Below are 21,944 nucleotides of genomic sequence, written 5' to 3' on the forward strand. Positions count from 1 at the left end.
TTTTATCACCGACGCAGCAGATGCGTCCGCGCGTTTATTCCCACTCGATCGTGCCCGGCGGCTTCGAGGTGACGTCGTAGACGACGCGGTTGATGCCGCGGACCTCGTTGATGATGCGCGTCGCCGCGCGGCCGAGGAATTCCATGTCGTAGTGGTAGAAGTCCGCCGTCATGCCGTCGACCGAGGTGACGGCGCGAAGTGCACAGACGAACTCGTAGGTGCGGCCATCGCCCATGACGCCGACGGTCTGCACCGGCAGAAGCACAGCGAAAGCCTGCCAGATGGCGTCGTAGAGGCCGGCCTTGCGGATTTCGTCGAGATAGATCGCATCCGCTTCGCGCAGGATCTCGAGCTTCTCGCGGGTGATGCCGCCCGGGCAACGGATGGCAAGGCCCGGACCCGGGAAGGGGTGGCGGCCGATGAAGCTGTCGGGCAAGCCGAGTTCGCGGCCGAGCACGCGCACTTCGTCCTTGAAGAGTTCGCGCAGCGGCTCGACGAGCTGCATGTTCATGCGCTCCGGCAGGCCGCCGACATTGTGGTGCGACTTGATGGTCACCGACGGGCCGCCGGTAAACGAGACGCTTTCGATCACGTCGGGATAGAGGGTCCCTTGGGCGAGGAAGTCCGCACCGCCGAGCTTCTTTGCCTCTTCCTCGAACACCTCGATGAACAGGCGGCCGATGATCTTGCGCTTGGTTTCCGGATCGCTCTGGCCTTCCAGCTCGCCGATGAACCGGTCGGAAGCGTCGACGTGCAGGAGGTGCAGGTTGTAGTGCTCCTCGAACATCGCAACGACGTTCTTTGCCTCGTCCTTGCGCATCAGGCCGTGGTCGACGAGGATGCAGGTGAGCTGGTCGCCAACGGCTTCATGGATCAGCAGTGCCGCAACCGAGCTGTCGACGCCGCCCGAGAGCGCGCAGATCACCTTCTTGTCACCGACTTGGCGGCGGATCGCCTCGACCGCCTTGGCGCGATAGGCCGACATCGACCAGTCGCCCTTGATGCCGGCGATCTTGTGCACGAAGTTGGAAATCAGCTTGGCGCCATCGGGCGTGTGCACGACTTCCGGATGGAACTGCACGGCGTAGTACTTGCGCTTCTCGTCGGCGATGAAGGCGAAGGGGGCGTTGGCGGAGGTCGCGACGACCTCGAAGCCTTCGGGGATCGCGGTGACGCGGTCGCCATGCGACATCCAGACCTGGTGGCGCGAGCCGAGGGACCAGAGACCGTCGAACAGCGCGCATTCCTTTTCGACTTCCAGGAAGGCGCGGCCGAATTCACGGTGATGGCCGCTCTCGACCTTGCCGCCGAGCTGGGCGCAAATGGTTTGCTGGCCATAGCAGATGCCGAACACCGGAAGGCCGGAATCGAAGATCACCGAGGGCGCACGCGGCGAGCCGATATCGAGCGTCGAGGCCGGGCTGCCGGAAAGGATGACGGCCTTCGGCTTCAGCCGCTGAAAACCTTCTTCGGCCGACTGGAACGGCACGATTTCGCAATAGACACCGGATTCGCGCACGCGCCGGGCGATGAGCTGCGTCACCTGGCTGCCGAAGTCGACGATAAGGACGGTGTCGGGATGGGCTGTCTGGGTCATTGGGTGCCTTCAAACAAGCTTGATCATGGCGAGCCTTTAATGAAAGCCCGCCATCGACGCAACGATTCAATTGCACCCGGACAATTCCGGGGTTTTGGAGCGGGATGAGGAAAAGTGCGTGCGGTTTTCCGCCCGCATCCCGTTCTGATTTGTGAGCATCGATCACGTTTAGGGCCTTGGGTCGACCAGACCCGAAGCCATCGGGGTCTAGAGCGGGATCACGCCGCTCGAAACCGCATTCTCCAACCGGTCGATCACGCTTGCAAGCTTCTCGTCGATGACGTGAAGATACTCCGTCCAGTCGTTGACGTGCTTCAGTTCGGCCTTGCCGTCGGAAATGCCGCGAAGCGCAATCAAAGGAATGCCGAAGGACTGGCAGGCGCGCAGCACCGCGAAGGTCTCCATCTCGACCATGTCGGCGTCGATCGTCTCGTAGGCAGCGCCCGAGACGATGTTGGCGCCGGTCGAAAGCCGCGCTTCCGGAACGCCGGGGATGCGCAGCGGCAGCGGCGCCACGGCCGGAAGGTCGAGAAACGGCGTTGCGCCCTTCTCGAAGCCGAGCGGCGAGGCATCCATGTCGCGGTAGCCGACGGAAACCGCCTGGTAAACTTCGGTCTGTTCGAGCGTGGCGGCACCCGCCGAGCCGAGCGAAACGACGAGATCGGGCAGGGTCCGCTCGGCGGCGAGTTCGGCAAGCGTGCGCGTCAACACGACGGCCGCCTCGACCGGCCCGACGCCGGTCATCAGTGGCTTGATCCGGCCTTTCAGGTGCGGACCGTACTCGGCATCCACGGCCATGACGTAGAGCACCTTGTGTCCGGCAACGTCCTTGACGGCAAAACTCATCCTTCGATCCCTTCGCGTCCGCGCACAACCATCATCGTTCCGGTCATCGAGGCGATCAGCTTTGCCGGTCCGTCGGAGCGGATCGCATAGCCGCGACCGTCGGAAACGATGATCGTCGATCCGGGCTTTGTCACCTCGCCGCGGAAGAGGAAGCGTTCGCCGCGCCCGGGCGAAAGCAGGTTGACCTTGAACTCGATCGTCAGGATCGAGGCATTCGGGTCGATCACCGAATAGGCCGCATAGGTGCCGGCTGAATCCAGCGCCGCGGAGATCACGCCGGCATGCAGGAAGCCGTGCTGCTGCGTCAGCTTGTCGTCGAAGGGCAGCTCGATTTCGACCGTGCCTTGCTCGACAAGTGTCAGTTCGGCTCCGATCGTGCGCATCGCCGCCTGCCGCGCGAAGCTCTCGCGAATGCGCTTTCGGAAATCGGGGGGATCACGGTCGTCCATCAGTCCATGGGCCTTTGTGTCGGGCGGCATCATTATGACCGCGGGACAGTGGCACGGTCGTGAAGGTCGGACAAGTTCAATTCATGAGCAAAATCGCGCTGTTGAGCGCCGTCGCAAACGCAACCCAGGCGAGATAGGGAAGGAACAGCAGGGCTGAAATGCGATCCCGTTGCCAACTTGCGACGACGAAGCCGGCAACCGCGATCACGAGCGCGATGATCACGATCAGCGCCGACGCTATATCCTGCATGCCGAAAAACAGTGGCGACCAGAGGACGTTGAGGATCATCTGCGCCAGCCACAGGCGCATGGCGGCGCTGCGCCGATGATCGAGAAACATGCGGGCGCCGACAACGCCGATCATCACGTATAAGATCGACCAGACCGGCGCGAAGATCCAGTCCGGTGGATTGAAGGCTGGCTTTGCCAGCGACCGGTACCATTCGCCGGGGATGTTGTTGGTGCCGATGAGAAGGCCGAGGCCGAGAACGGCGGCGATGAAGACTACGTATACGATGGTTCTGTTCATGATCTCGCCAGATAGAACAGACTTTCCGTCTTTCCAGCGGGGCCGCCGTTTTGAAGCCATCATGCACCACCTATATGAGCTGCCATGAAGACCTTCCGACGTATCGACATCCGGCCGGCCGGCCCGGATGACATCATGATGATCGCCTCCGTTATCGTCGAAACCTGGCGATCGACCTTCCGCGGGCTGATTTCCGATGCCTTTCTCGACGCCATGAGCATCGAGGAGCAGGCGTTGCGCCACGCAAGACGCATGCGCATCGCCGACGTCTTCCATCTGGTTGCGGTTGACGTGAGCACGAACAAGGTGATCGGCTTTGCCAATTACGGCAAGGCGCGCTCGATGCCGCCGCGGTTCGACCGCGAGCTCTATGCGCTTTACATCCTGAAAGAGTTCCAGGGCGCGGGCATCGGCTCGGCACTGGTGCGCAGCGTCGCCGGTCACTGCCGGGAGCTTGGCGGCAAGTCGCTCTTTGCCTGGGTGCTTTCCAGCAACCCGAATCGGGGCTTCTACGAGCATCTCGGCGCCATTGCCGTTGGCCAGGGCCAGGTGAGCCTCGGCGGCGAAAACCACGACCAGACCGCCTATCGTTGGAACGATCTGGCAAAACTCTCCGGCGACGGCCGTTTTTCGGCCTGAGATCGTCTTAGGCCTAAGCCAACCGCACGATGTGCTGGTCCCAGGCGACGCGGCTCTTGTTAGCCTTGAAGTGGCCGTCATAGGAGGAAACGGCAAAGCCGTGGTCGACTCTGGCGACCCCCGCCGCATCGGCGACGCGCTCTTCCTTCAGCACGGTACCGGTTCGTGCATCGAGCATCACCGCCACGCCGCCCTTCGGCGAAGTCAGTCCGATCAGCCCCTCGTTCCGGTTGACGGCGATGGCGCCGACATAGTTCGCCAGCGCTTCCGTCGTGCGCTCGGGCAGAGACAGGAACTTCAGGTCTTCGCCCTGGGAAAACGAGCCGACGAGCGGCGGCAGGTCGCTGCGCGCACCCTCATACTGGCAGGCAAACCAGATCTCGCCCTTCGGACCGATATCGACATGCCGGGTCGACAGGCGGCTGAGATCATCCGGCAGACCGTGCTTCTGTACGAGCGCGCCGGTTCGCGTATCGACCAGCGTCAGGCTCGGCTCCATATGGTCGAGATTGAGCTTGGTGCGGCCAAAATCCGGATGGGTCTCGATGCCGCCATTTGCAATCGCCAGCAGTTTCCCGTCGGCGCTCAGCGTCATGTCGTGTGGGCCGATGCCATAGGTCGGGAATTCGCCGATGCGGGTGAAGTGGTCGCTGCCGTCATAGATGCCAACCATGCCGCGATTGGCGGCAAAGTCGTTCTCGGTGGCGTAGAGCAGCTTGCCGTCTGCCGAGAAGCAGCCATGCCCGTAGAAATGCCGGCCGTCGGCAGCGGTGATCACGATCGGCTCGGCCGTGCCGTCGGTTGCAAGGATCATCGCATAGGTGCCGGGCCTGCGGGCAAAGGCGACGGTGCGGCGGCTGACGGGCGAATAGGCCATGCCGTGTGCACGGGCCGGCAGCGCCGTGCGGTCGATGATCTCGCCCGCTTCCGTGAGCGTCGCGACGCCATAGCTGCCGTCCGGCGCCATGAAGGCCGAGGCAAAGACGGCGTCGGCCCTGGTCAGGGCGAAGGCTCGCTCAGGCGCGAGGCTCGCCACCCAGGCCGCGCCCGCCATCCTCAGGAAACTGCGCCGGTCGATCAGGCCCGTGGCGGCTGTCATGCCATCCTCGCTCGTCATGGAAATCTGCAAGCCCTGGGCGGAGTGCCCGCTCAGGGCTGCGATGCAGCAGGTTGCGCGCTCAGAGCCAGCCCCGGCGCTTGAAGTAGAAATAGGGCACGATCGCCGAGATCACCATCAGCATCAGTGCCGCAGGGTAGCCGAATTCCCATTGCAGTTCCGGCATCACCCCGAAGTTCATGCCGTAGATCGAGGCGACCAGCGTCGGCGGCAGGAAGACGACGGCGGCAACCGAGAAGATCTTGATGATTTGGTTCTGCTCGAGGTTGATGAGGCCAAGCGTCGCGTCGAGCAGGAAATTGATCTTGTTCGACAGGAACAGCGCGTGATCACCAAGCGACGTCGCGTCCCGCTGGATCAGCTTGATCCGCTGCCGGCTTTCCTTGCCTGCCTTGCGCGGCCCCATGCCTTCGAGCGCCACATGATAGGCGACGAGCCGGCCGATGCTGACCAGGCTTTCGCGGATGACCGTCAAAAGGTCGCCCTTCTGGCCGATCTGCTCGATCAGCGACTGCAGGTCGCGCGTCTTCTTGGTGGCGCTGGCATTGGTCTTGCGGAACACATCCCGCGAAATTCCGTCGACCTCGCTGCCGGCGCGCTCCAGGGCATCCGCCGTACGGTCGATGATCGCCTCAAGCAGCCCGAGCATCACCAGTTCGCCGCTTTCGCAGATCTGGCCGTTTGCCTTCTGGATGCGATTGGAAAAATTCTGGAACGGCTTCGGGTCCGCGTGGCGCACGGTAACCAGCGTCGTGCCCTTGAGAATGAAGGTCACCGGCACCTTGACCGGATAATCGCTGTCGAGCTTGGCGGCGGCCGTCATCGTCATGAATTCGGCGCCGGCCTCCTGGTAGAGGCGGTCGGAAAGCTCGATCTCCTGCATCTCGTCGCGGGTCGGGATCTCGATGCCGAGCTGGCCTTCGACGAGCCGCGTTTCCTCGGCCGATGGATTGTAGAGGTCGTACCAGATTGCCGGCGTCGGCAGGGCGATGCCGTCGATCATGTCGACAAGCACGAGGTGGCTGTTCTGGCTTTTGTAGATGCGCAGCATATTGGGCTCCATAGGGCGAGTCATCCGACCGCCTGAAGCCCTGATCAATCAGGACCGGACGGCCGTGAGCGTGAAGGCTCGACTTCGACTGTCGGGGTTCATTGGGAGTTGGTCCTTGTGGTGAAACGTGCCCGCGAGAGCGGACACGGGAAGCGCTTTGCGCCCAAAAGCCTTGATTGTCAACACTCGGCGCTTGAGCGGGATGCGGGCGGAAAACCGCGCACACGTTTCCTCATCCCGCTCTAGTCGCCGTCGGCAAAGGAGAAGCCCGCGCCAAGCCCGATCGCACCGCCGAAATCCTTGTTCAGCCGATCGAGAAGGTCATTGGTATTGAGCGACAGGAAGGCGAGCTTGGCCCGTTTGTCCTTGTCCTCGAGCGCCTGATCGATCGGTCCGTCGATGTTGCCGGCCATGCCGATCACCGACTTGAAGACGAAGTCGGCGGAACCCGCGACCGAGCGGCTGTCTTCCGGCAAAAGGCTCTGCATGTCGGCAACGTCGAACAGTGTCTTCAGGCCCCGCACGTTGGCGGCGATCGACGGCATGGTGTTGCCGGAGCGCCAGTAGATCGCGAGCTTCGGATGTCCCTTGTCGTCCTTGCTCTCGTAGAACGGCTTCAGCCGCTGGTCCTTCACCGTCTCGACGCCATGGACGAGAATGCCGAGCAGTTCTGTTGCCGCTTCGCGGTTGTCGCGGAACTCGGGATTGTCAGGGCCCGGATGTTTCCAGGCCGCCTGAATGCCATCGGGCTTCTGCCATGCGGCCAGGAACTCGTTGGCGATCGTGTCGAGGTTCTTGGTGATCGCCAGGCCGTAGCGGCAGCGGAAATCACCGTCCTTGTTCAGAAGCGAATCGGCGCCCGTGCCATAGAGCACGTATTCGAGCGCGCCGAGCCCTTGTGCGGCGACGCTCTTGCCCTTGAGTTTGGCTTCGTCCGTTGCGCTTTCATCGTGCTTCGAAACGATCGCCTGCACCTGCTTCAGGCCCGTGCTCTTGCGGTCGGGGTAGAACAGGAACCGCTCGAAGCGGTTCTGCTCAAGTGCCGGACCAAGCCTCACCACTTCGATCGCCGACCAGGCGCCGACCATCTCGGAAAAGGCAACGCGAGCGCCATCGACCGTCGCCTGCGACGGCGCCGCGCAGAGCTTGGCCGTGGCCTGCGTGGCGGCAGCGGTCTTTTCCGTGAGGTTGCGATAGCCGGGGATGATGAAGTCGTCGACGGCTTTGGCCATGACCGCGGGCACGGCCGCCTCGTTGACGACGCGCGGCGAGAGCGCGCTTCCTTCCTGGGCCACCGCCGGGAAAACGGCGGTCAAGGTCAGGGCAAAAGCGAGAGTAAGCGTATGCGTGCGGGGCATTAGAGTGACTCCAGGAAGGCAAGGAGATCGCGGCGATCGCTTGCGGCAAGGGCGGCAAAGGCGTCACGGGCCTTCTGCCCTTCGCCGCCGTGCCAGAGGATCGCTTCGGTGAAATTGCGGGCGCGTCCGTCGTGGAGCAGGAAGGTGTGCCCACTGACGGTCTTCGTCAAGCCGATGCCCCAAAGCGGCGGCGTGCGCCACTCGCCGCCGGTGGCCACACCCACCTGCTGTCCGTCGGCAAGACCCTCGCCCATGTCGTGCAGCAGGAAATCGGAATAGGGCCAGATCAGCTGGAACGACTGCGCCTTGTTGGCCGCGTCCCAGCGGGTGACGAATTTCGGTGTGTGGCAACTGGTGCAGCCGAGTTCGTAGAAGACCTTCTTGCCACGCAGTGTCTCCGCAAAGCTCGCCTTGCGCCGCGCCGGCACGGCCAGGTTCTCCGAATAGAAGGTCACGAGGTTGAGCACCGGGTCGGGCGCTTCTGTGGGGCCAAGGCGTGCCTGCTCGCCGGTCGGCATGGTCAGGCATTGTGCCTGGGCCGCGGTGCAGTCGCCATGCGGGCGGTCGGCGTCGGGTGAAGAGATGCCGATGTCGGTGGCGAAGGCATCGGCGCTCTGTTGCCGCACGGTGGCGTTCTGCGCCTTCCAGCCGAAGCGCCCGAGCATGAGCTTGCCGGTCCTGGCGTCGCGCGTCAGCGCCGGCCGTCCGCTGATGCCGTCGCCATCCCTGTCGTCGGGGTCGGCAAGGGCGAGGATATCCGCCTCGTGGATCGCCTCGATCAGGCCAAGGCCGATCATCGGCTGCGCCACACGCGGCGAGAGCGTGGTTTCCGGATCGAGCGGGCCATAGGCGAGATCGGCCACCGAATAGCCTGGTCGGCGCAGAGAGGCCGTTTCGCCGTCGGGGAAAGTGAAGGGCTCCTCGGTGTAGCTGATCTTCAGATGGCCTTCGGCGGCAAGGCCGGGCACGGCGCTATCCTGAAGCTGGGCGCCATAAACAGCGTCGCCGAAGTTCACCACCTCGTGCGCCGCAATCATCCGGCGCTCCTCGTCGTCGCGGGGCGGCCGCGCCAGGCGGAAGAACATCGAGGTTGTATCGACGGCACCTTCCGGTGGCCGGCCGCGCCCGTCCTTCAGGTGACAGCTCTGGCAGGCTCGGGCGTTGTAGAGTGGGCCGAGCCCGTCGGAGGCCTGTGTGGAGGAGGGGGAGGAAACCCAAAGCTTGCGAAAGAGCGCGTTGCCGAGCTTGAAGCCCTCTTCCTCCTGGAAGGTGAGATTGGCCGAGAATTGCGAAAAACTGTCGGCATTGACGGGCGCGATCGAGGTGGCCGCACCGCCGGACATGGCTTCGAAGGTTTCCGCCTTGGAGAAATCGGTCGCAGGCCGCGTCACCGCCTGGACGCGCTGGCGGTCCTTGTCGTTGAGGTCGGAGCGTTCGGTCAAAAAGCCGTCGCCGGCGAAGGCGGGCAGGGCCGTGAAAAGCGCTTGAACGAGAACAAGCGCGCAAAGGCGGAAAGCGCCAGATTTCATCTCAGGAGGATCGGGCCGCGTCTTTGTCGATGCGGCCCGCCTTTTCAGCTTATTGGAAGACGGCGTTAGGATTATCCAGGCTGTCGGAACCTTCAAGCTCGACGGTGCCGAGATCCAGCGACGCAATGACGCGCTGTACGGTCTTTGCCTGGGCGATCAGGCCGTCGATCGCCGCCTGAACGGTGGCGTTGCCCTCGGCATTGCCTTCGCCGATCATCTGGTCGTAGGCCTCGGTCGTTTCCGCGCGCTTGGCCATCGCCTGCATCTTCTCGACCGTGGTCGAAAGGTTGCCGGCCATTTCCTTGTCGAGCGCTGCATCCTTGGCGGAGACGAGTTCGGACAGCGACGGGCCTGTCATCTTCGTGCCGTCGACGCGGGTATATTCGCCGGTATAGGCCGACTGGATGCCGATCGCATCGTGCAGGTGCGAGTTGTGCGTGTTGTCGGAGAAGCAGTCATGCTCTTCTTCCGGATCGTGCAGCAGCAGGCCGAGCTTCATCCGCTCGCCCGCCAGTTCGCCATAGGAGAGCGAGCCCATGCCGGTGAGGATGGCGACGAGACCAGCCTTCGGGTCGGCCTCGACCGCCTTGGTCGCGGCGCCATCCGGCGTCCAGTTGGCAACCATCTCCTTGAGGTCGGAAACGAGCAGCTCGGTCGCAGCCTTCAGGTAGGCGGCGCGGCGGTCGCAATTTCCGCCGGTGCAGGCCTTGGTGTCGTAGTCGGTATAGGGGCGGTTGCCGGCGCCGGCCTTGGTCCCGTTCAGGTCCTGGCCCCAGAGCAGGAACTCGATCGCGTGGTAGCCGGTCGCGACGTTTCCTTCGATGCCGCCGGCTTCCTGCAGCGTGCCCGCCAGGAATTCCGGCGTGATGTTGGAAGCGTCGACGTCCTTGCCGTCGATCTTGATCGTCTTGTTGGCGATGACATTGGCGGTGAACAGCGCGTTCTCGTCGCTCTCGGTGCCATAGCTCGGATCGACATAGTCGATCAGGCCCTCGTCGAGCGGCCAGGCGTTGACCTTGCCTTCCCACTCGTCAACGATCGCGTTGCCGAAACGGTAGACTTCGGTTTCCTGGTAGGGGTTGCGGGCCTTCTTCCAGGCGTCGCGCGCGGCCTTCAGCGTTTCTTCGCTCGGCGTCGCGATCAGCGCGTCAACGGCCTTGTCGAGCGCTTCTGCGGTCGTCAGCGCGTCTTCGAACTTGGCGTGGGCGACGGCGGTGTAGTGCTTCACCACGGCGGCGGCATCGGTTGCGGCATGGGCCGGCTGCAGGGCCATCGCCGAGGTCGCCGTCATCAGCGCCAGCGCGGCGCCCCGGAAAAATTTCTTGGTCATGACCCTCTCCTGTTGCGTCCCCCGGCGCCGTCGAACGAGCCGCAAAACATGGCGTCGTTCAGCCGTCGAACCATCAGAAAAGGCCCCGCCGAGCTCGCTTCTCATGAACCAAAAGCAAACTTGTGTCAAAGTGTATAGTTTAGAACGCTTTCAATCTGATGCGCGTCTTTTGCCGATCGTCAAACGGCCTTAACCCTTGCGTTGCATCAGGCAGAAGAAGAAGCCGTCCGTGCCGGTGGAAGCGGGTGTCAGCGTCACCGTCTTCATGTCCGCCGACCAGGGCTGCGGCTTGTCGGTGCCGAACAGCGTCGCCCAGATATCGGCGGCCGACAGGATCTCGAATTCCGGATTGTCTTCGCAGAAGCCGTAGACCTGCGCCTCGTTTTCCTCAGGCAGTACCGAGCAGGTGACGTAGATCAGATGGCCGCCGGGACGGACGAACTGGGCAGCGCTTGCCAGCGCTTCTTCCTGCTGGGAGATGCGCTCTTCGAGGTTTTTCTGGTTCAGCCGCCACTTGGTGTCCGGGCGACGGCGCCAGGTACCGGTGCCGGTGCAGGGCGCATCGACCAGCACGCGGTCGAAACGGCCGGCAAGCGGCGCGAGGCTGTCGGTGGATTCATGCACCTGGACATTGCGGGTGCCGGCGCGCTTCAGCCGCTCGATGATCGGGGCTAGCCGCTTGCGGTCGGTGTCGTAGGCGTGCACCTGGCCCTTGTTGTTCATCGCCGCCGACATGGCGAGCGTCTTGCCGCCGCCGCCGGCGCAATAGTCGAGCACCTGTTCGCCTTCCTGCGGATAGGCGAGATCGGCGACGATCTGCGAGCCCTCGTCCTGGACCTCGAACCAGCCCTTCTGGAAGGAAAGCTCGGCCGTGACGTTCGGCAGGCGCGAGGCGCCTTCGCCGGCGGGAATGCGGATACCGTTGCGGGCGATCGTTGCGGCCTCGGCACCGCTGCGCTCCAGTGCCTTCAGGACCTTGGCGCGCGACGCCTTCAGCGTGTTTGCGCGCAGGTCCAGCGTCGGCCGGCCGGCGAGCGCCTTGGCTTCTTCCAGCCAGTCGTCGGAAAAGTTCTCTTCAAAGGAGGCCTGGACCCATTCGGGGATGTCGCCCTGTACATGGGCCGGGGCGTCCTCGATCCGGCGCGACCTGAAGGCCTGAAGCTGTTCGGCCGGTGCCTCCGGCGCGAACTTGTCGCCATCGAGCTCGGCGGCCAGCGCCTCGGGCGAAAAGCCCCACTGGCGGTACATCACCGCGTGGCCGAGGGCCGAGGCGCTGTCGCTATCCATCAGGTAGGCGTGGGAGAGCTTCATGCGAAGGGCGTCGTAGACGATGTTGCCGATCGCCGAGCGATCGCCGGATCCGGCGAAACGGTGGCCAAGGCCCCAATCCTTGAGCGCGTCGGCGACCGGGCGCTTCCGCTTTTCGATATCCTCAAGAACCTCAATGGCTCCAGCGAGCCTGCCGCCCAAACGCATCTTCGATCAACTCCTTTTTCGCCGTGGTAACGGCGATGGCATCGAAGAGCAAGACGGCGGAGAAGATTAACCGCCGAGAACGGTCTTTAGCGAAGTAGATCCACCCGCCCGCAGGCCGGGTAGCAGTATTTCAAGATCAGGAATTGACGACGCGATAGCAGACGCTGGCAGTGCCGGAGCGGACCATGCCGATCTGCGATGCTGCAGCCTTGGAAAGATCCATGACGCGACCGCGGATAAACGGGCCACGATCGTTGATGCGAACGATAACGCTCTTGCCGTTGCGCTTGTTGGTGACCTGCACCTTGGTGCCGAATTTCAGGCTGCGATGGGCGGCCGTCAGGTGAGCGGCATTCATGCGCTCGCCGGAGGCGGTCTTGGAGCTCAGCGCATACCAGGATGCGCCGCCGCAGCCAGCGCCGGCTGCATGGCTATCGGAAACGGAGACGAGACCGATAGTGGCCGTGAATAGCGCTGCAGCGGCAGCCGTCTTGATCTTCGCTGGCGTCAAACTGGCGATCCCCTCGGTCAAAACACTTGGTTAAAAACTTCTGAGAACCGCTAATTGGGGCGAAAAATGGCAAAAACGTGCTTCAACCATTTACGCTCTATTAGGATTTATTAAAAAATGACGAAATTTCAAAAACGAAGATTGTTTGAAATAGTTTAAACGCAGACAGGAGTTCTTTGGAATCAGGGGTTGAGCGTTCGCCAGCCTCCGCACGCGAGCCGAACCCGCCCGTAAACGAAAAATTTCATTAAAAATTTCGAATTGCACCAATTTTCCGGAATCCGGATGGTCGAAAATTCGTTACTAGCGCGCAGGTTGTATGAAATTAGCCAAGTATCGAACGAATATCCAAAGAATGTCACAATTGCGATGGCCGAGCCCTGGCCATTACTGACGGACTGACTATCGACGTTCTATAAGCATTACGGGTTATGCTATCTGGCAGGTGCCGTATTGCATTTCACTGTCCGCGCCACGCGCCCGACTGCCAAAGCTGTGCAAGCGAGACGCGATAATCCGGAAAGGCAAATTCAAAACCGGTCGCACGCATGCGGGCATTCGAAACCCGCTTGTTTTCTCCATAGAAAGTGCGGGCCATCGGTGACAGTTCGGCTTGCTCGAAAGGCGTTTCCGGCGGCGGCTCGACGCCCATCAGCCGGGCGGCTTCCGCGACCACGTCCTGCGGCGGCGCCGGCTCGTTGTCGGTGATGTTGAAGACGCCGCTGGTGCCATTGTTGGCGAGGAACAGCGCTGCGGCGCCGATATCCTCGACGCGGATTCGATTGAACACCTGGCCGGGCTTGACCAGCCGCCGTGCCGTGCCGTTTTCGAGATTGCAGAAGGCGTTGCGTCCGGGTCCGTAGATGCCGGAGAGCCTGAGCACCGCGACCGGAATATCCTGGTTCTTGCCGAAGGCGATCCAGGCGTCCTCCGCTTCCACGCGCTCGACAGAGCGGGCCGAGACCGGCTTGCGCAGCATGTCCTCGGTGACCCATTCGCCGCCATGGTCGCCATAGACCCCGACCGTTGAGAGATAGCCGATCCATTCGAGGTTCGGCGCGATCTGCGTGAGGTCCGGGCTCGTGGTGCGGAACATGGGATCGCCATCGCGACCGGGCGCGATCGACTGGATCAGATGAGTTGCCTTGCCGAGGGCGGCGGCAAGGTCGTCGGAGATCGTCTCGCCGTCGAAGAGCACCGGGCGGATGCCGGCCCTTTCGAGTTTTGCCGCCTTCTCCTCGCTCCTGGTGGTGCCGATAACGCTTGTGGCCGTTGGGGCCATCGCTTTTGCGATTGCCGTACCGGAGTAACCGGCGCCAAGGATCAGGACATGCATCGGCTCACTCCCGCGATCTGCCATTCGTTGAGGACGTCTTCGTCCGTCTCTGGCTCGCATTGTTCGGCAAATTCCGCAAGCGCCGCAGGCGCGACCAATCGTGACAGCGCCCAGACCGCCATCGCCCGCACCACGGCTGAGGTGTCGTTGACGCGGGCCTTGACTGCGGGAACCAGCGCCTGGCTGCCGGAATTGCCGGCGGCGATCAGCACGTTCCGCACGAACCGGTCGCGACCGATGCGCTTGACCGGTGAGCCTGAGAACAGGCTGCGAAAGCTCGGATCATCGAGGTCAAGCAGGGTTTCGAGCGACGGCGCCTTCAGATCGTCGCGTGCTCGGAGCTTCATTTCCGAGGCTGCCTGCGCGAACTTGTTCCAGGGGCAGGCGGCAAGACAGTCGTCGCAGCCATAGATGCGGTTGCCGATCAGCGGCCGGAATTCGGGATCGATCGGCCCCTTGTGCTCGATCGTGAGGTAAGAGATGCAACGTCGCGCGTCGATCCGGTAGGGCGCCGGGAAAGCGTCTGTCGGACAGGCATCGAGGCAGGCGCGGCAGGAGCCGCAATGGTCGCGCTCGGCTTCGTCGAAGGCGAGGTCCGCCGTCGTGAACAGGCTGCCGAGAAACAGCCAGGAGCCGAATTCGCGGCTGACAAGATTGGTGTGCTTGCCCTGCCAGCCGAGGCCGGACTGCTCCGCCAGCGGCTTTTCCATCACCGGGGCGGTATCGACGAAGACCTTGACGTCCTCGCCAGCGCGCGCGCCAAAGCGGGTCGCGACTTCCTTGAGCTTGCCCTTGATGATGTCGTGGTAGTCGCGGTTCTGGGCATAGACCGAGATCGCACCGCGATCGGTCTGCTTCAGAATGCCACGCGGATCGTGTTCCGGGCCGTAATTCATCGCGAACATGACGACGGAGCGCACCTCGCTCCAGAGCGTGCGCGGATCGGAACGGCGCTCGGCTGTCTCTTCGAGCCAGTCCATCGTGCCGTGAAAGCTCTCGTCGAGAAAGTCTCGAAGCCGGGCCGGTGCTTGCGGAATGGCATCCGGCCGGGTGATGCGACAGAGATCGAAGCCCTTGTCTGCCGCCTCTGCCTTCAGGAACGCCGTCAGCTTCAACCGGCGCCGTTCCTCACTGTCTGCCTTGGCATCGATGCCGGGCACGGTATTCGCCTCAGAAGTCGAGATCCGCATAGTGCGGAACGGGGGTGACGCCGCGCACGCGCTCGGCAAGCAGCGGCCGGAAGGAGGGGCGGGACTTCAGCCGCTGGTACCACTCCTTGGCGCTCGGGGCGTCCGACCAGTCGATTTCGCCAAGATAATCGAGCACGGACACCGTCGCGGCGGCGGCAAGATCGGCATAGGAAATCCGGTCGCCGGCAAGCCAGGTGCGCGTGCCCGCGAGCCAGGAGAGATACTTCATATGCTGGCGGATGTTGGCGCGCGAGGTCCGCAGGACCTTGCTGTCGGGTGCGCCGCCGCCCTGGTCCGGCGTCATCTGCAGCTTGAAGATCCGCTCGCGCACCAGCGGCCGCGTCACATCGGCTTCCATCTTCTGCAGGAACCATTCGACCAGCCGGCGGATTTCCGCGCGCTGGAACGGATCCTCGGCCAGAAGCCGGCGATCCCGCTTCATGATGCCGTTCGTCTCGTCGAGATATTCCGAGATGATCGTCGCCCCACAGAGCGCCCTCATACTGTCGTCAACATAGACCGGTAGCGTTCCGGCCGGGTTCAAAGCCAGGAAGTCGCGCCGGTTCTCCCAGGGCTGCTCGTCCGTCAATTCCGTCTGGTAGCCGTATTCCGAAAGGATCAGGCGAACGAAGCGTGAAGCGGCGGACATGGGGTGGTGATACAGTGTCGGCATCGATGATCTGGCTTCTCAGGGCTTTGGCTTGGGGGCGTCAGCGTGGCGGCGCAAGCGTCTGGCCACGGCTCATGTGTTAGAGCTATAGAAATTTGTGGTGGCAAACACAAGCGAATCAGCCTTTTCCTCCCACTCCAAAACTTGTCAGGAAATTCTCATATATGGCGGATCAATCGATCATCAGTGCGCTTGTCCTCGGTCTGATCGAGGGCCTGACGGAGTTCATCCCCGTCTCGTCAACGGCGCACGTCCTTCTCGCCGGCCACTTCCTCGGCTTCAAGTCGCCGGGCAACACCTTCGCCGTCCTCATCCAGCTCGGCGCCATTCTGGCGATCCTGCTCGTCTATTTCCAGAAGCTTCTGTCGATCGCGCTGGCGTTGCCGACAAGCATCAAGGCGCGCCGCTTCGTCGTGTCAGTGCTGCTCGCCTTCCTGCCGGCGGCGGTCATCGGTGCCATTGCCCATGATTTCATCAAGACGGTGCTGTTCGAGACGCCTGTCCTGATCTGCGTCGTACTGATCGTCGGCGGCGTCATCCTTTATGCGATAGACCATCTGCCGCTGAAGCCGCGCTATACCGACGTGATGGACTACCCGCCGTCGCTGGCGCTGAAGATCGGCCTGTTCCAGTGCCTGGCTATGATCCCCGGAACGTCCCGTTCCGGCGCGACGATCGCCGGCGCCCTGCTGATGGGCACCGACAAGCGTTCGGCTGCCGAATTCTCGTTCTTCCTGGCGATGCCGACCATGGTCGGCGCCTTTACGCTGGACCTCTACAAGAACCGCGATGCGCTCTCCTTTGACGATTTTACCCTGATTGCAGTCGGTTTCATTGCGGCCTTCGTCGCCGGCATCTTCGTTGTGCGCTCATTGCTCGACTTCGTCTCGCGGCGCGGTTTCACGCCTTTCGCCATCTGGCGCATCATCGTCGGGATCGCCGGCCTGATCGGTCTGTGGCTGCTTGGCTGAGCAGAACCGACGATCTCAGAATGACAAAAGGCGCGTCCCGGACGCGCCTTTTTCTTTGACCTGTTGTCAGGCCCTAAAAACAAAGCCGCGTGCGTCTCATGGTGAAACGCACGCGGCTACTGGCCCCCGCCAATAACTTTTGATGCCTCGTCGAGGCGCCGGCCCTTAGTGGCCGGAAAGGTCGATCGATGCCGTGGTGCACGGATCGACGCCATAGGCCGGTGCGCAATCCTTGCCGCTGCTGGCGACCGTGTTCGGCGCCATGAACGATCCAGCCAGAATGATCAGTGCCGCACACGCAAAAAAGATTGCGATCGACTTGCCCATGGACGCTATGCCTTTCGAGATTGATGCCGCCGCCCGCCGTCATGCCTTGGGATCGGGGGCGCGAGGCGGTGTTTAGTTGGTGGATATGACATGATCAATATCAGGACATGTTGAATTTGCGGTAAATGCCAATCGCTTTTCCGACTGCGGCAGAACTGCAACGCTGTTACCGCAATACAACAGAAAACGGCCGCCGGTGGTTCCGGCGGCCGTTCAAAAAAATCGTTGGGCTGCTGCCGATCAGGCGGCGCGGCCGCTGCGGGTGTACTGGCCCTGCGGGCGGTAGCGCACCAGATAGGTCGGCAGGATCGATTCCAGCATCGTCGGGTCGATGCCGATGCCGGAAAGCGTGCGGCCTTCCGATACGGCCTTTGCGGAGACGACATTGTCGGATTTCAGCAACACCACCTGGTCGGCGGTAAGCGGCGGCGTGACGAAGGGGATCAGCGACGAAACGCTGCCGATCAGGGACGCGACGCCGAAGGGCAGCGAGACGAGCGTGCGCTTGCGGTCGATCGTGTTGAGCATGATCTCGAGACAGTCGCGGAAGCTCAGGACGTCAGGGCCGCCGAGTTCGTAGGTCTGGCCTTTGGCGATCTTGCCGTCGACGGCGCGGGCCACGGCTTCGGCGACGTCGGTCACGTAGACGGGCTGGAATTTCGTCTCGCCGCCGCCGATCAGCGGCAGGACCGGCGAGAAGCGGGCCATGTTGGCGAATTTGTTGAAGAAGCCGTCCTCTGGACCGAAGACGACCGACGGACGCAGGATGATAGCGTCAGGCTTGGTCTCAAGGATAGCGGCCTCGGCGTGGCCCTTGCTGCGGGCGTAGTTCGATGCAGAGGAGGCGTCGGCGCCGATGGCGGAGATATGGGTCAGCGTCGCGCCGACGCCGCGGGCCGCTTCAGCCACGGCACGGGCGCCGAAATCCTGGACCGCATCGAAGGTGTTGCGGCCGCTCTCGAACAGCACGCCGACGCAGTTGATGACGTGATCGGAGCCTTCAACGGCGCGGTCGACCGATTTACGGTAGCGCAGGTTCGCCTGAACGAAGGAGATCTGGCCGACATTGCCGAGCGGCTGGAGATGACCGGCAAGGTCCGGCCGGCGAACGGCGACGCGGATGCGATAGCCGCGTTTGGCGAGCGCGCGCACCACATGACGGCCGACGAACCCGGATCCGCCGAAAATCGTCACCAGCGGCGGAAGGTTGGACAAGGTCATGGGATGTGCACTCCTGATCGGATCGGAAAGAATTGATTGCTACATAGCCCAACAGCCGCGAGAGGTGAAGGCCAATCGACGCCTGCGTGCAGAGCCTGCTGAAGGTTGGGGGCGGTGGGATCAGACGCCTTCGACGACCACCATCTCGGCGTCGGCGACTTCCTGGCGGATCGCGGCGGCAATCTGGTACTCGGGAGAGTTATAACAGTCGATCGCCGCCTGCAGCGATGGAAATTCGATGACGACGTTGCGGGCGCGAACGCCACCCTCCAACCGATGATGCAGCCCGCCGCGTGCCAGAAAATTGGCGCCGTATTTCTCGAAGGCGGGCTTTGCGGCCGCTACATAGTCTTTGTAGCGCTCGGGGTCGCGGACATCGACCCGTGCGATCCAGTATCCCTTGGCCATATTGAGCTCCTCGTCTTGCAGCACGAAAGGCTGACGGGAGTGTTACTTCCGGCAAATTTGGGCCAAGGTCAAGCGGATCGACCGGGCGCGTTGGTCCGACGGGTGTCGCCCGGCATCAGCGGGCGAGCGCACCGTTCATTTCGGCAAGGATGGCGCGGGCAGCCGCAAGCGGCTCGGCGGCTGCGACGATTGGGCGCGCGACGACGAGATGGCTGGATCCGGCCTTGAGCGCCTCGGAGGGCGTCATCACCCGCTTCTGGTCGCCCTTGTCCGCGCCGGCCGGGCGAATGCCCGGGGTGACGAGTGCCATGTCCGGCCCGATGATCTTGCGCACTGCCGCCGATTCTTCCGCTGAGCAGACGATGCCGCCCATGCCGGCGGCGCGCGCCTGTTCGGCCCGGCGCAGCACCAGCGTGTGCGGATCGTATTCATAGCCGGCATCGATCACGTCCTGCTCGTCCATCGAGGTGAGCACGGTGACGCCGAGCAGGCAGAGGTCGGAGCCTTTCGCAGCCTCGACAGCCGCCTTCATCGCCTTCGGATAGGCGTGCAGGGTCAGCATCGACATGCCCATCTTGGCGATGTTCTCGACGCCCTTGGCCACCGTGTTGTCGATGTCGAGCAGCTTCATGTCGAGGAAGACGTTCTTGCCGCTTTTGGCCAGGTCGCGCGCGAATTCCAGGCCGCCGGCAAAGACCAACTGGTAGCCGATCTTGTAGAAGGAGACATCGTTGCCGAGCGTCGACACGATCTTCTCGGCATCCGCAATCGTCGGAAGGTCGAGGCCTACGATCAGTCTGTCGCGCGCGGTTTCGGTCATCGTCTAAATCCCCTGCCAGTGTTCCATCGGGGTCCAGTCGCATGCAACAGTCCGATCCGCAAGGCGGAAAGCGAAGACATTGCCGCCGCCACCACCCTTCTGGTCGGCTGCGCGCGAGATTGGCGCGCCGGTAAGGCGGCATTTCAGAAGTGTGCCGACGCCGCCATGGCCGACAAAGGCAATCGGGATTTTCGGATCGTGATCGCCGAGGATCCGAAAGACCGCGTTCGAGATGCGGCTCTGGGCATCGATCGCGCGCTCCCAGCCCTTGAAGCTTTCGGTGGGATTGGCGAAGAACCAGTCGGCCGCCTTCTCGAATTCCGGCGGCGGCAGGAAGCCGGTGGCCGAGCGATCGTTCTCGCCCATGTCGTGGTGGACCTCGACCGTCACGCCGGCCGCATCGGCCAAAAGTTGTGCCGTCTCGATCGCCTTGGTTTCGTCGCTCGAAACGATCCGTCCGAGCGAACGCACCCAGGGCAATGGGGCGGTGATGACCGCGCGTTCGCGGCCAACAGTGGAAAGTCCCCATTGCGGGACGGGCACGTCAGGATCGATCTGGACCTGCGGATGGGTGACGTAGACGCCGAACATCCCGTCAGTGCGCCCGGCGATAGACCCAGAGCTGCGCCGGTGGAATGTTGCGCACGACGAAGTCGAGATGCTGGATGCTGTAGCGGTCCGGCATGGCAACGACGGGCGACAAAGGCCCATAGGAAATCTGCACGACCGGCCGGCCGACCGGAATGCGCGACAGCAGATCGTCGATCAGTTCGACGCGGCGATGCATCGGGAAGTTCAGAAGCGGCACGGCAGAGACGACGCTGTCGAAGGTCTGGCCGTTGAGTTCGCCGAGCGTGTGTTCCAGATCGAAGGCGTCGCCGTTGATGAAGTTGACGCCGTTGAAGTTGGTCTTGAGCTGATTGTAGAAATCGGTCGAATACTCGATCGACACGAGATTGGACGGCTCAAGGCCACGTTCCAGGATCGCCTTGGTGATGACGCCGGTGCCGGGGCCGAGCTCAAGAACCGGAAGGCCTGAGGCCGGATTGATGACGCTCGCCATTCGGCGCGCTGTGACGGAGGAGGTCGGCAGGATCGCGCCGACGGCCTTGGCATTGCTCATCCATCCCTTGAAAAAGCGAATCTCTTCGTCGAACTTCCGTCCGAGCCGTTCCTTCACCTTCACGCGCAAATTCATTGAACCCCTCAAAACCGCTGTCCTCTCCTCGCACAGGCCGTCCGCGCAAAATTCCTCGCCCGGTGATTCGGGCCGGCCGCGGCGGCGGTGATCATAATGTGTCCCCATCTGCGGCAAAAACAAGTCTGTCTGCGCCTGAAAGCGTTCGCTTATCAACAGTCCGCAGATGCCGCGGCCAACAAAAAACCCGTCACGCGCGGGCGTGACGGGTTCGCATTTCGCGCCGCGTCAGGCCCGGCTACACGCGCATCGGCATGAGCACATAGAGCGCATCTTCAGCGGCCAGATCACGGACGAGCGTCGGCGAGCCCGGGTCTGCCAGCATGAAGATCGCATCGGTGCCGGTCAGCTGCGAAGTAATGTCGAGCAGGTACTTGGCGTTGAAGCCGATTTCGAGCGGATCGTGGTCGTAGCCGACGGGCAGTTCTTCCGTAGCACTGCCGGAATCGGGATTGTTGACCGTCAGCGTCATCTGGCCTTCGTTCAGCGCCAACTTGACGGCGCGGCCGCGCTCCGACGAGATCGTCGATACGCGATCGACCGCCTGGGCGAAGGACTGGCAATCGACGCGCAGTTCCTTGTCGTTGTTGGCTGGGATGACGCGCTGGTAGTCGGGGAAAGTGCCGTCGATCAGCTTCGAGGTCATGACGATCGAGCCGATCGTCAAGCGGATCTTGGCGTCCGAGACTTCGACGGTGACGACGAGTTCCGGGTTGTCGAGCAGCTTCTGCAATTCGCTGACGGTCTTGCGCGGGATGATGATGCCCGGCATGCCTTCGGAGCCGGATGGCGCCTCGACGTCGGCGCGCGCCAGGCGATGGCCGTCGGTTGCGACGGCGCGCAGTTTCAGCTCACCCTTGCTTTCGACCGTGTGTACGAAGATGCCGTTGAGATAGTAGCGGGTTTCCTCGGTCGAGATCGCGAACTGGGTGCGATCGATCAACATCTTGAGGTCGGTCGCCTTGAGGCGGAACGAATGCGAGAAGCTGCCGGCGGTCAGATCCGGGAAGTCGGATTGCGGCAGGCACTGCAGCGAGAACTTGGAACGGCCCGAGGCGACGGTCATCGCCGTGCCCTCGGCGTTGGTGGCGAGCAGCACTTCCGAACCGTCGGGCAGCTTGCGCACGATGTCGTAGAGCAGGTGCGCTGGCACGGTGGTCGCGCCCGCCTGCTCCACCTGGGCCGGGGTCGCCTCGGTGATTTCGAGGTCGAGGTCGGTCGCCTTCATTTCGAGGCTGGCGCCGTCGGAACGCAGGAGCACGTTCGAGAGGATCGGGATCGTGTTTCGCCGCTCCACCACGCGGTGCACGTGGTTCAGCGATTTCAGGAGGTTGGATCGCTCGAGAGTAATGCGCATGGGATGCCGCTTTC

At 62.9% G+C, this 21,944-nt stretch carries 23 protein-coding genes; 2 read left to right on the forward strand and 21 right to left on the reverse strand.

Translation table 11 applies throughout. The features are described from left to right. Positions 1-34: 34 nt before the first annotated feature. The 4 genes from guaA to IB279_RS01290 form a co-directional block, all read right to left on the reverse strand. Positions 35-1,597, reverse strand: a complete 1,563-nt coding sequence (gene guaA / locus IB279_RS01275; protein ID WP_034804526.1) for a glutamine-hydrolyzing GMP synthase — start codon at positions 1,595-1,597, stop codon at positions 35-37. A 207-nt stretch (positions 1,598-1,804) separates the two neighbouring features. Next, the gene (locus IB279_RS01280) at positions 1,805-2,443 is read right to left on the reverse strand and encodes a 5'-methylthioadenosine/S-adenosylhomocysteine nucleosidase (protein ID WP_113186860.1); all 639 of its coding nucleotides are present in this window, start codon (positions 2,441-2,443) and stop codon (positions 1,805-1,807) included. Further along, positions 2,440-2,892: a PaaI family thioesterase gene (locus tag IB279_RS01285; RefSeq protein WP_113186937.1), complete on the reverse strand. Its 453-nt coding sequence runs from the start codon at positions 2,890-2,892 to the stop codon at positions 2,440-2,442. The genes IB279_RS01280 and IB279_RS01285 overlap by 4 nt, the downstream gene beginning before the upstream one ends. A 76-nt stretch (positions 2,893-2,968) precedes the next feature. Continuing rightward, a complete protein-coding gene (locus IB279_RS01290; RefSeq protein ID WP_113186859.1) occupies positions 2,969-3,421 on the reverse strand; it encodes a TspO/MBR family protein in 453 nt (150 codons plus the stop codon). Between the two features lie 84 nt (positions 3,422-3,505). On the opposite strand from IB279_RS01290, the gene IB279_RS01295 reads away from it, so the two are divergent. Beyond that, entirely contained in the window at positions 3,506-4,060 is a 555-nt protein-coding gene (locus tag IB279_RS01295; protein ID WP_034804517.1) for a GNAT family N-acetyltransferase, read from the forward strand. A 13-nt stretch (positions 4,061-4,073) separates the two neighbouring features. On the opposite strand, the gene IB279_RS01300 is transcribed toward IB279_RS01295, so the two are convergent. From IB279_RS01300 to IB279_RS01345, 10 genes are all read right to left on the reverse strand, one after another. Beyond that, positions 4,074-5,177, reverse strand: coding sequence for a DUF1513 domain-containing protein (locus tag IB279_RS01300; RefSeq protein WP_246801839.1), 1,104 nt, complete (start codon positions 5,175-5,177; stop codon positions 4,074-4,076). A gap of 61 nt (positions 5,178-5,238) precedes the next feature. Further along, a complete protein-coding gene (locus tag IB279_RS01305; protein WP_060519881.1) occupies positions 5,239-6,228 on the reverse strand; it encodes a magnesium transporter CorA family protein in 990 nt (329 codons plus the stop codon). A 242-nt stretch (positions 6,229-6,470) separates the two neighbouring features. Beyond that, entirely contained in the window at positions 6,471-7,586 is a 1,116-nt protein-coding gene (locus IB279_RS01310; RefSeq protein WP_113186858.1) for an imelysin family protein, read from the reverse strand. Continuing rightward, positions 7,586-9,115, reverse strand: coding sequence for a di-heme oxidoredictase family protein (locus IB279_RS01315; RefSeq protein WP_113186857.1), 1,530 nt, complete (start codon positions 9,113-9,115; stop codon positions 7,586-7,588). Before IB279_RS01315 ends, IB279_RS01310 begins: the two co-directional genes overlap by 1 nt. A 49-nt stretch (positions 9,116-9,164) precedes the next feature. Further along, positions 9,165-10,445 (reverse strand): imelysin family protein, encoded by a 1,281-nt coding sequence (locus IB279_RS01320; protein WP_192338943.1) that lies wholly within the window; start codon positions 10,443-10,445, stop codon positions 9,165-9,167. A 189-nt stretch (positions 10,446-10,634) separates the two neighbouring features. Next, positions 10,635-11,921, reverse strand: a complete 1,287-nt coding sequence (locus IB279_RS01325) for an RsmB/NOP family class I SAM-dependent RNA methyltransferase (protein WP_034804507.1) — start codon at positions 11,919-11,921, stop codon at positions 10,635-10,637. 136 nt (positions 11,922-12,057) lie between these two features. Further along, the gene (locus IB279_RS01330; protein ID WP_060519659.1) at positions 12,058-12,432 is read right to left on the reverse strand and encodes a septal ring lytic transglycosylase RlpA family protein; all 375 of its coding nucleotides are present in this window, start codon (positions 12,430-12,432) and stop codon (positions 12,058-12,060) included. Positions 12,433-12,892: 460 nt separating this feature from the next. Continuing rightward, a complete protein-coding gene (locus tag IB279_RS01335; RefSeq protein ID WP_090296317.1) occupies positions 12,893-13,768 on the reverse strand; it encodes an SDR family oxidoreductase in 876 nt (291 codons plus the stop codon). After that, positions 13,756-14,958: a tRNA epoxyqueuosine(34) reductase QueG gene (queG, locus tag IB279_RS01340; protein ID WP_162741089.1), complete on the reverse strand. Its 1,203-nt coding sequence runs from the start codon at positions 14,956-14,958 to the stop codon at positions 13,756-13,758. Before queG ends, IB279_RS01335 begins: the two co-directional genes overlap by 13 nt. After that, on the reverse strand, positions 14,939-15,631 hold the full coding sequence (locus IB279_RS01345) for a glutathione S-transferase family protein (protein ID WP_034804500.1): 693 nt from the start codon (positions 15,629-15,631) through the stop codon (positions 14,939-14,941). The genes queG and IB279_RS01345 overlap by 20 nt, the downstream gene beginning before the upstream one ends. A gap of 161 nt (positions 15,632-15,792) precedes the next feature. On the opposite strand from IB279_RS01345, the gene IB279_RS01350 reads away from it, so the two are divergent. Beyond that, positions 15,793-16,599, forward strand: a complete 807-nt coding sequence (locus IB279_RS01350; protein ID WP_034804497.1) for an undecaprenyl-diphosphate phosphatase — start codon at positions 15,793-15,795, stop codon at positions 16,597-16,599. A 165-nt stretch (positions 16,600-16,764) separates the two neighbouring features. Here IB279_RS01350 and IB279_RS01355 read toward each other — a convergent pair whose 3' ends face one another. From IB279_RS01355 to dnaN, 7 genes are all read right to left on the reverse strand, one after another. Further along, positions 16,765-16,926 carry a hypothetical protein gene (locus IB279_RS01355; RefSeq protein ID WP_034804494.1) on the reverse strand — a complete coding sequence of 54 codons (162 nt, stop codon included), beginning with the start codon at positions 16,924-16,926 and terminating at the stop codon, positions 16,765-16,767. A gap of 240 nt (positions 16,927-17,166) precedes the next feature. Continuing rightward, complete coding sequence (locus tag IB279_RS01360; protein WP_113186855.1) at positions 17,167-18,147, reverse strand: complex I NDUFA9 subunit family protein; 981 nt, start codon at positions 18,145-18,147, stop codon at positions 17,167-17,169. Positions 18,148-18,267: 120 nt separating this feature from the next. Then, complete coding sequence (locus IB279_RS01365; RefSeq protein WP_034804478.1) at positions 18,268-18,555, reverse strand: DUF1330 domain-containing protein; 288 nt, start codon at positions 18,553-18,555, stop codon at positions 18,268-18,270. A gap of 115 nt (positions 18,556-18,670) precedes the next feature. Then, positions 18,671-19,375, reverse strand: coding sequence for an orotidine-5'-phosphate decarboxylase (gene pyrF, locus IB279_RS01370; protein ID WP_034804475.1), 705 nt, complete (start codon positions 19,373-19,375; stop codon positions 18,671-18,673). Positions 19,376-19,378: 3 nt separating this feature from the next. Continuing rightward, positions 19,379-19,966, reverse strand: a complete 588-nt coding sequence (locus IB279_RS01375; protein ID WP_112976934.1) for a histidine phosphatase family protein — start codon at positions 19,964-19,966, stop codon at positions 19,379-19,381. A gap of 4 nt (positions 19,967-19,970) precedes the next feature. Further along, positions 19,971-20,573 (reverse strand): phospholipid N-methyltransferase PmtA, encoded by a 603-nt coding sequence (gene pmtA, locus IB279_RS01380; protein ID WP_082005986.1) that lies wholly within the window; start codon positions 20,571-20,573, stop codon positions 19,971-19,973. Between the two features lie 238 nt (positions 20,574-20,811). Beyond that, on the reverse strand, positions 20,812-21,930 hold the full coding sequence (dnaN, locus tag IB279_RS01385; protein WP_034804468.1) for a DNA polymerase III subunit beta: 1,119 nt from the start codon (positions 21,928-21,930) through the stop codon (positions 20,812-20,814). Positions 21,931-21,944 lie beyond the last annotated feature (14 nt).

The sequence above is a fragment of the Ensifer sp. ENS06 genome, from assembly GCF_014852205.1.
Taxonomy (GTDB): Bacteria; Pseudomonadota; Alphaproteobacteria; order Rhizobiales; family Rhizobiaceae; genus Ensifer; species Ensifer adhaerens.

Bases quoted from the DNA above. Each gene is read 5' to 3' on its own strand.
- IB279_RS01325 (WP_034804507.1), bottom strand. From the start codon at position 11,921: ATGCGTTTGGGCGGCAGGCTCGCTGGAGCCATTGAGGTTCTTGAGGAT.
- IB279_RS01350 (WP_034804497.1), top strand. From the start codon at position 15,793: ATGGCGGATCAATCGATCATCAGTGCGCTTGTCCTCGGTCTGATCGAG.
- IB279_RS01290 (WP_113186859.1), bottom strand. From the start codon at position 3,421: ATGAACAGAACCATCGTATACGTAGTCTTCATCGCCGCCGTTCTCGGC.
- IB279_RS01375 (WP_112976934.1), bottom strand. From the start codon at position 19,966: ATGTTCGGCGTCTACGTCACCCATCCGCAGGTCCAGATCGATCCTGAC.
- IB279_RS01280 (WP_113186860.1), bottom strand. From the start codon at position 2,443: ATGAGTTTTGCCGTCAAGGACGTTGCCGGACACAAGGTGCTCTACGTC.
- IB279_RS01310 (WP_113186858.1), bottom strand. From the start codon at position 7,586: ATGCCCCGCACGCATACGCTTACTCTCGCTTTTGCCCTGACCTTGACC.
- pmtA (WP_082005986.1), bottom strand. From the start codon at position 20,573: ATGAATTTGCGCGTGAAGGTGAAGGAACGGCTCGGACGGAAGTTCGAC.
- IB279_RS01360 (WP_113186855.1), bottom strand. From the start codon at position 18,147: ATGACCTTGTCCAACCTTCCGCCGCTGGTGACGATTTTCGGCGGATCC.
- IB279_RS01305 (WP_060519881.1), bottom strand. From the start codon at position 6,228: ATGCTGCGCATCTACAAAAGCCAGAACAGCCACCTCGTGCTTGTCGAC.
- queG (WP_162741089.1), bottom strand. From the start codon at position 14,958: ATGCGGATCTCGACTTCTGAGGCGAATACCGTGCCCGGCATCGATGCC.
- pyrF (WP_034804475.1), bottom strand. From the start codon at position 19,375: ATGACCGAAACCGCGCGCGACAGACTGATCGTAGGCCTCGACCTTCCG.
- IB279_RS01345 (WP_034804500.1), bottom strand. From the start codon at position 15,631: ATGCCGACACTGTATCACCACCCCATGTCCGCCGCTTCACGCTTCGTT.
- IB279_RS01295 (WP_034804517.1), top strand. From the start codon at position 3,506: ATGAAGACCTTCCGACGTATCGACATCCGGCCGGCCGGCCCGGATGAC.
- IB279_RS01315 (WP_113186857.1), bottom strand. From the start codon at position 9,115: ATGAAATCTGGCGCTTTCCGCCTTTGCGCGCTTGTTCTCGTTCAAGCG.
- IB279_RS01365 (WP_034804478.1), bottom strand. From the start codon at position 18,555: ATGGCCAAGGGATACTGGATCGCACGGGTCGATGTCCGCGACCCCGAG.
- IB279_RS01335 (WP_090296317.1), bottom strand. From the start codon at position 13,768: ATGCATGTCCTGATCCTTGGCGCCGGTTACTCCGGTACGGCAATCGCA.
- IB279_RS01355 (WP_034804494.1), bottom strand. From the start codon at position 16,926: ATGGGCAAGTCGATCGCAATCTTTTTTGCGTGTGCGGCACTGATCATT.
- IB279_RS01300 (WP_246801839.1), bottom strand. From the start codon at position 5,177: ATGACGAGCGAGGATGGCATGACAGCCGCCACGGGCCTGATCGACCGG.
- IB279_RS01285 (WP_113186937.1), bottom strand. From the start codon at position 2,892: ATGGACGACCGTGATCCCCCCGATTTCCGAAAGCGCATTCGCGAGAGC.
- guaA (WP_034804526.1), bottom strand. From the start codon at position 1,597: ATGACCCAGACAGCCCATCCCGACACCGTCCTTATCGTCGACTTCGGC.
- IB279_RS01320 (WP_192338943.1), bottom strand. From the start codon at position 10,445: ATGACCAAGAAATTTTTCCGGGGCGCCGCGCTGGCGCTGATGACGGCG.
- dnaN (WP_034804468.1), bottom strand. From the start codon at position 21,930: ATGCGCATTACTCTCGAGCGATCCAACCTCCTGAAATCGCTGAACCAC.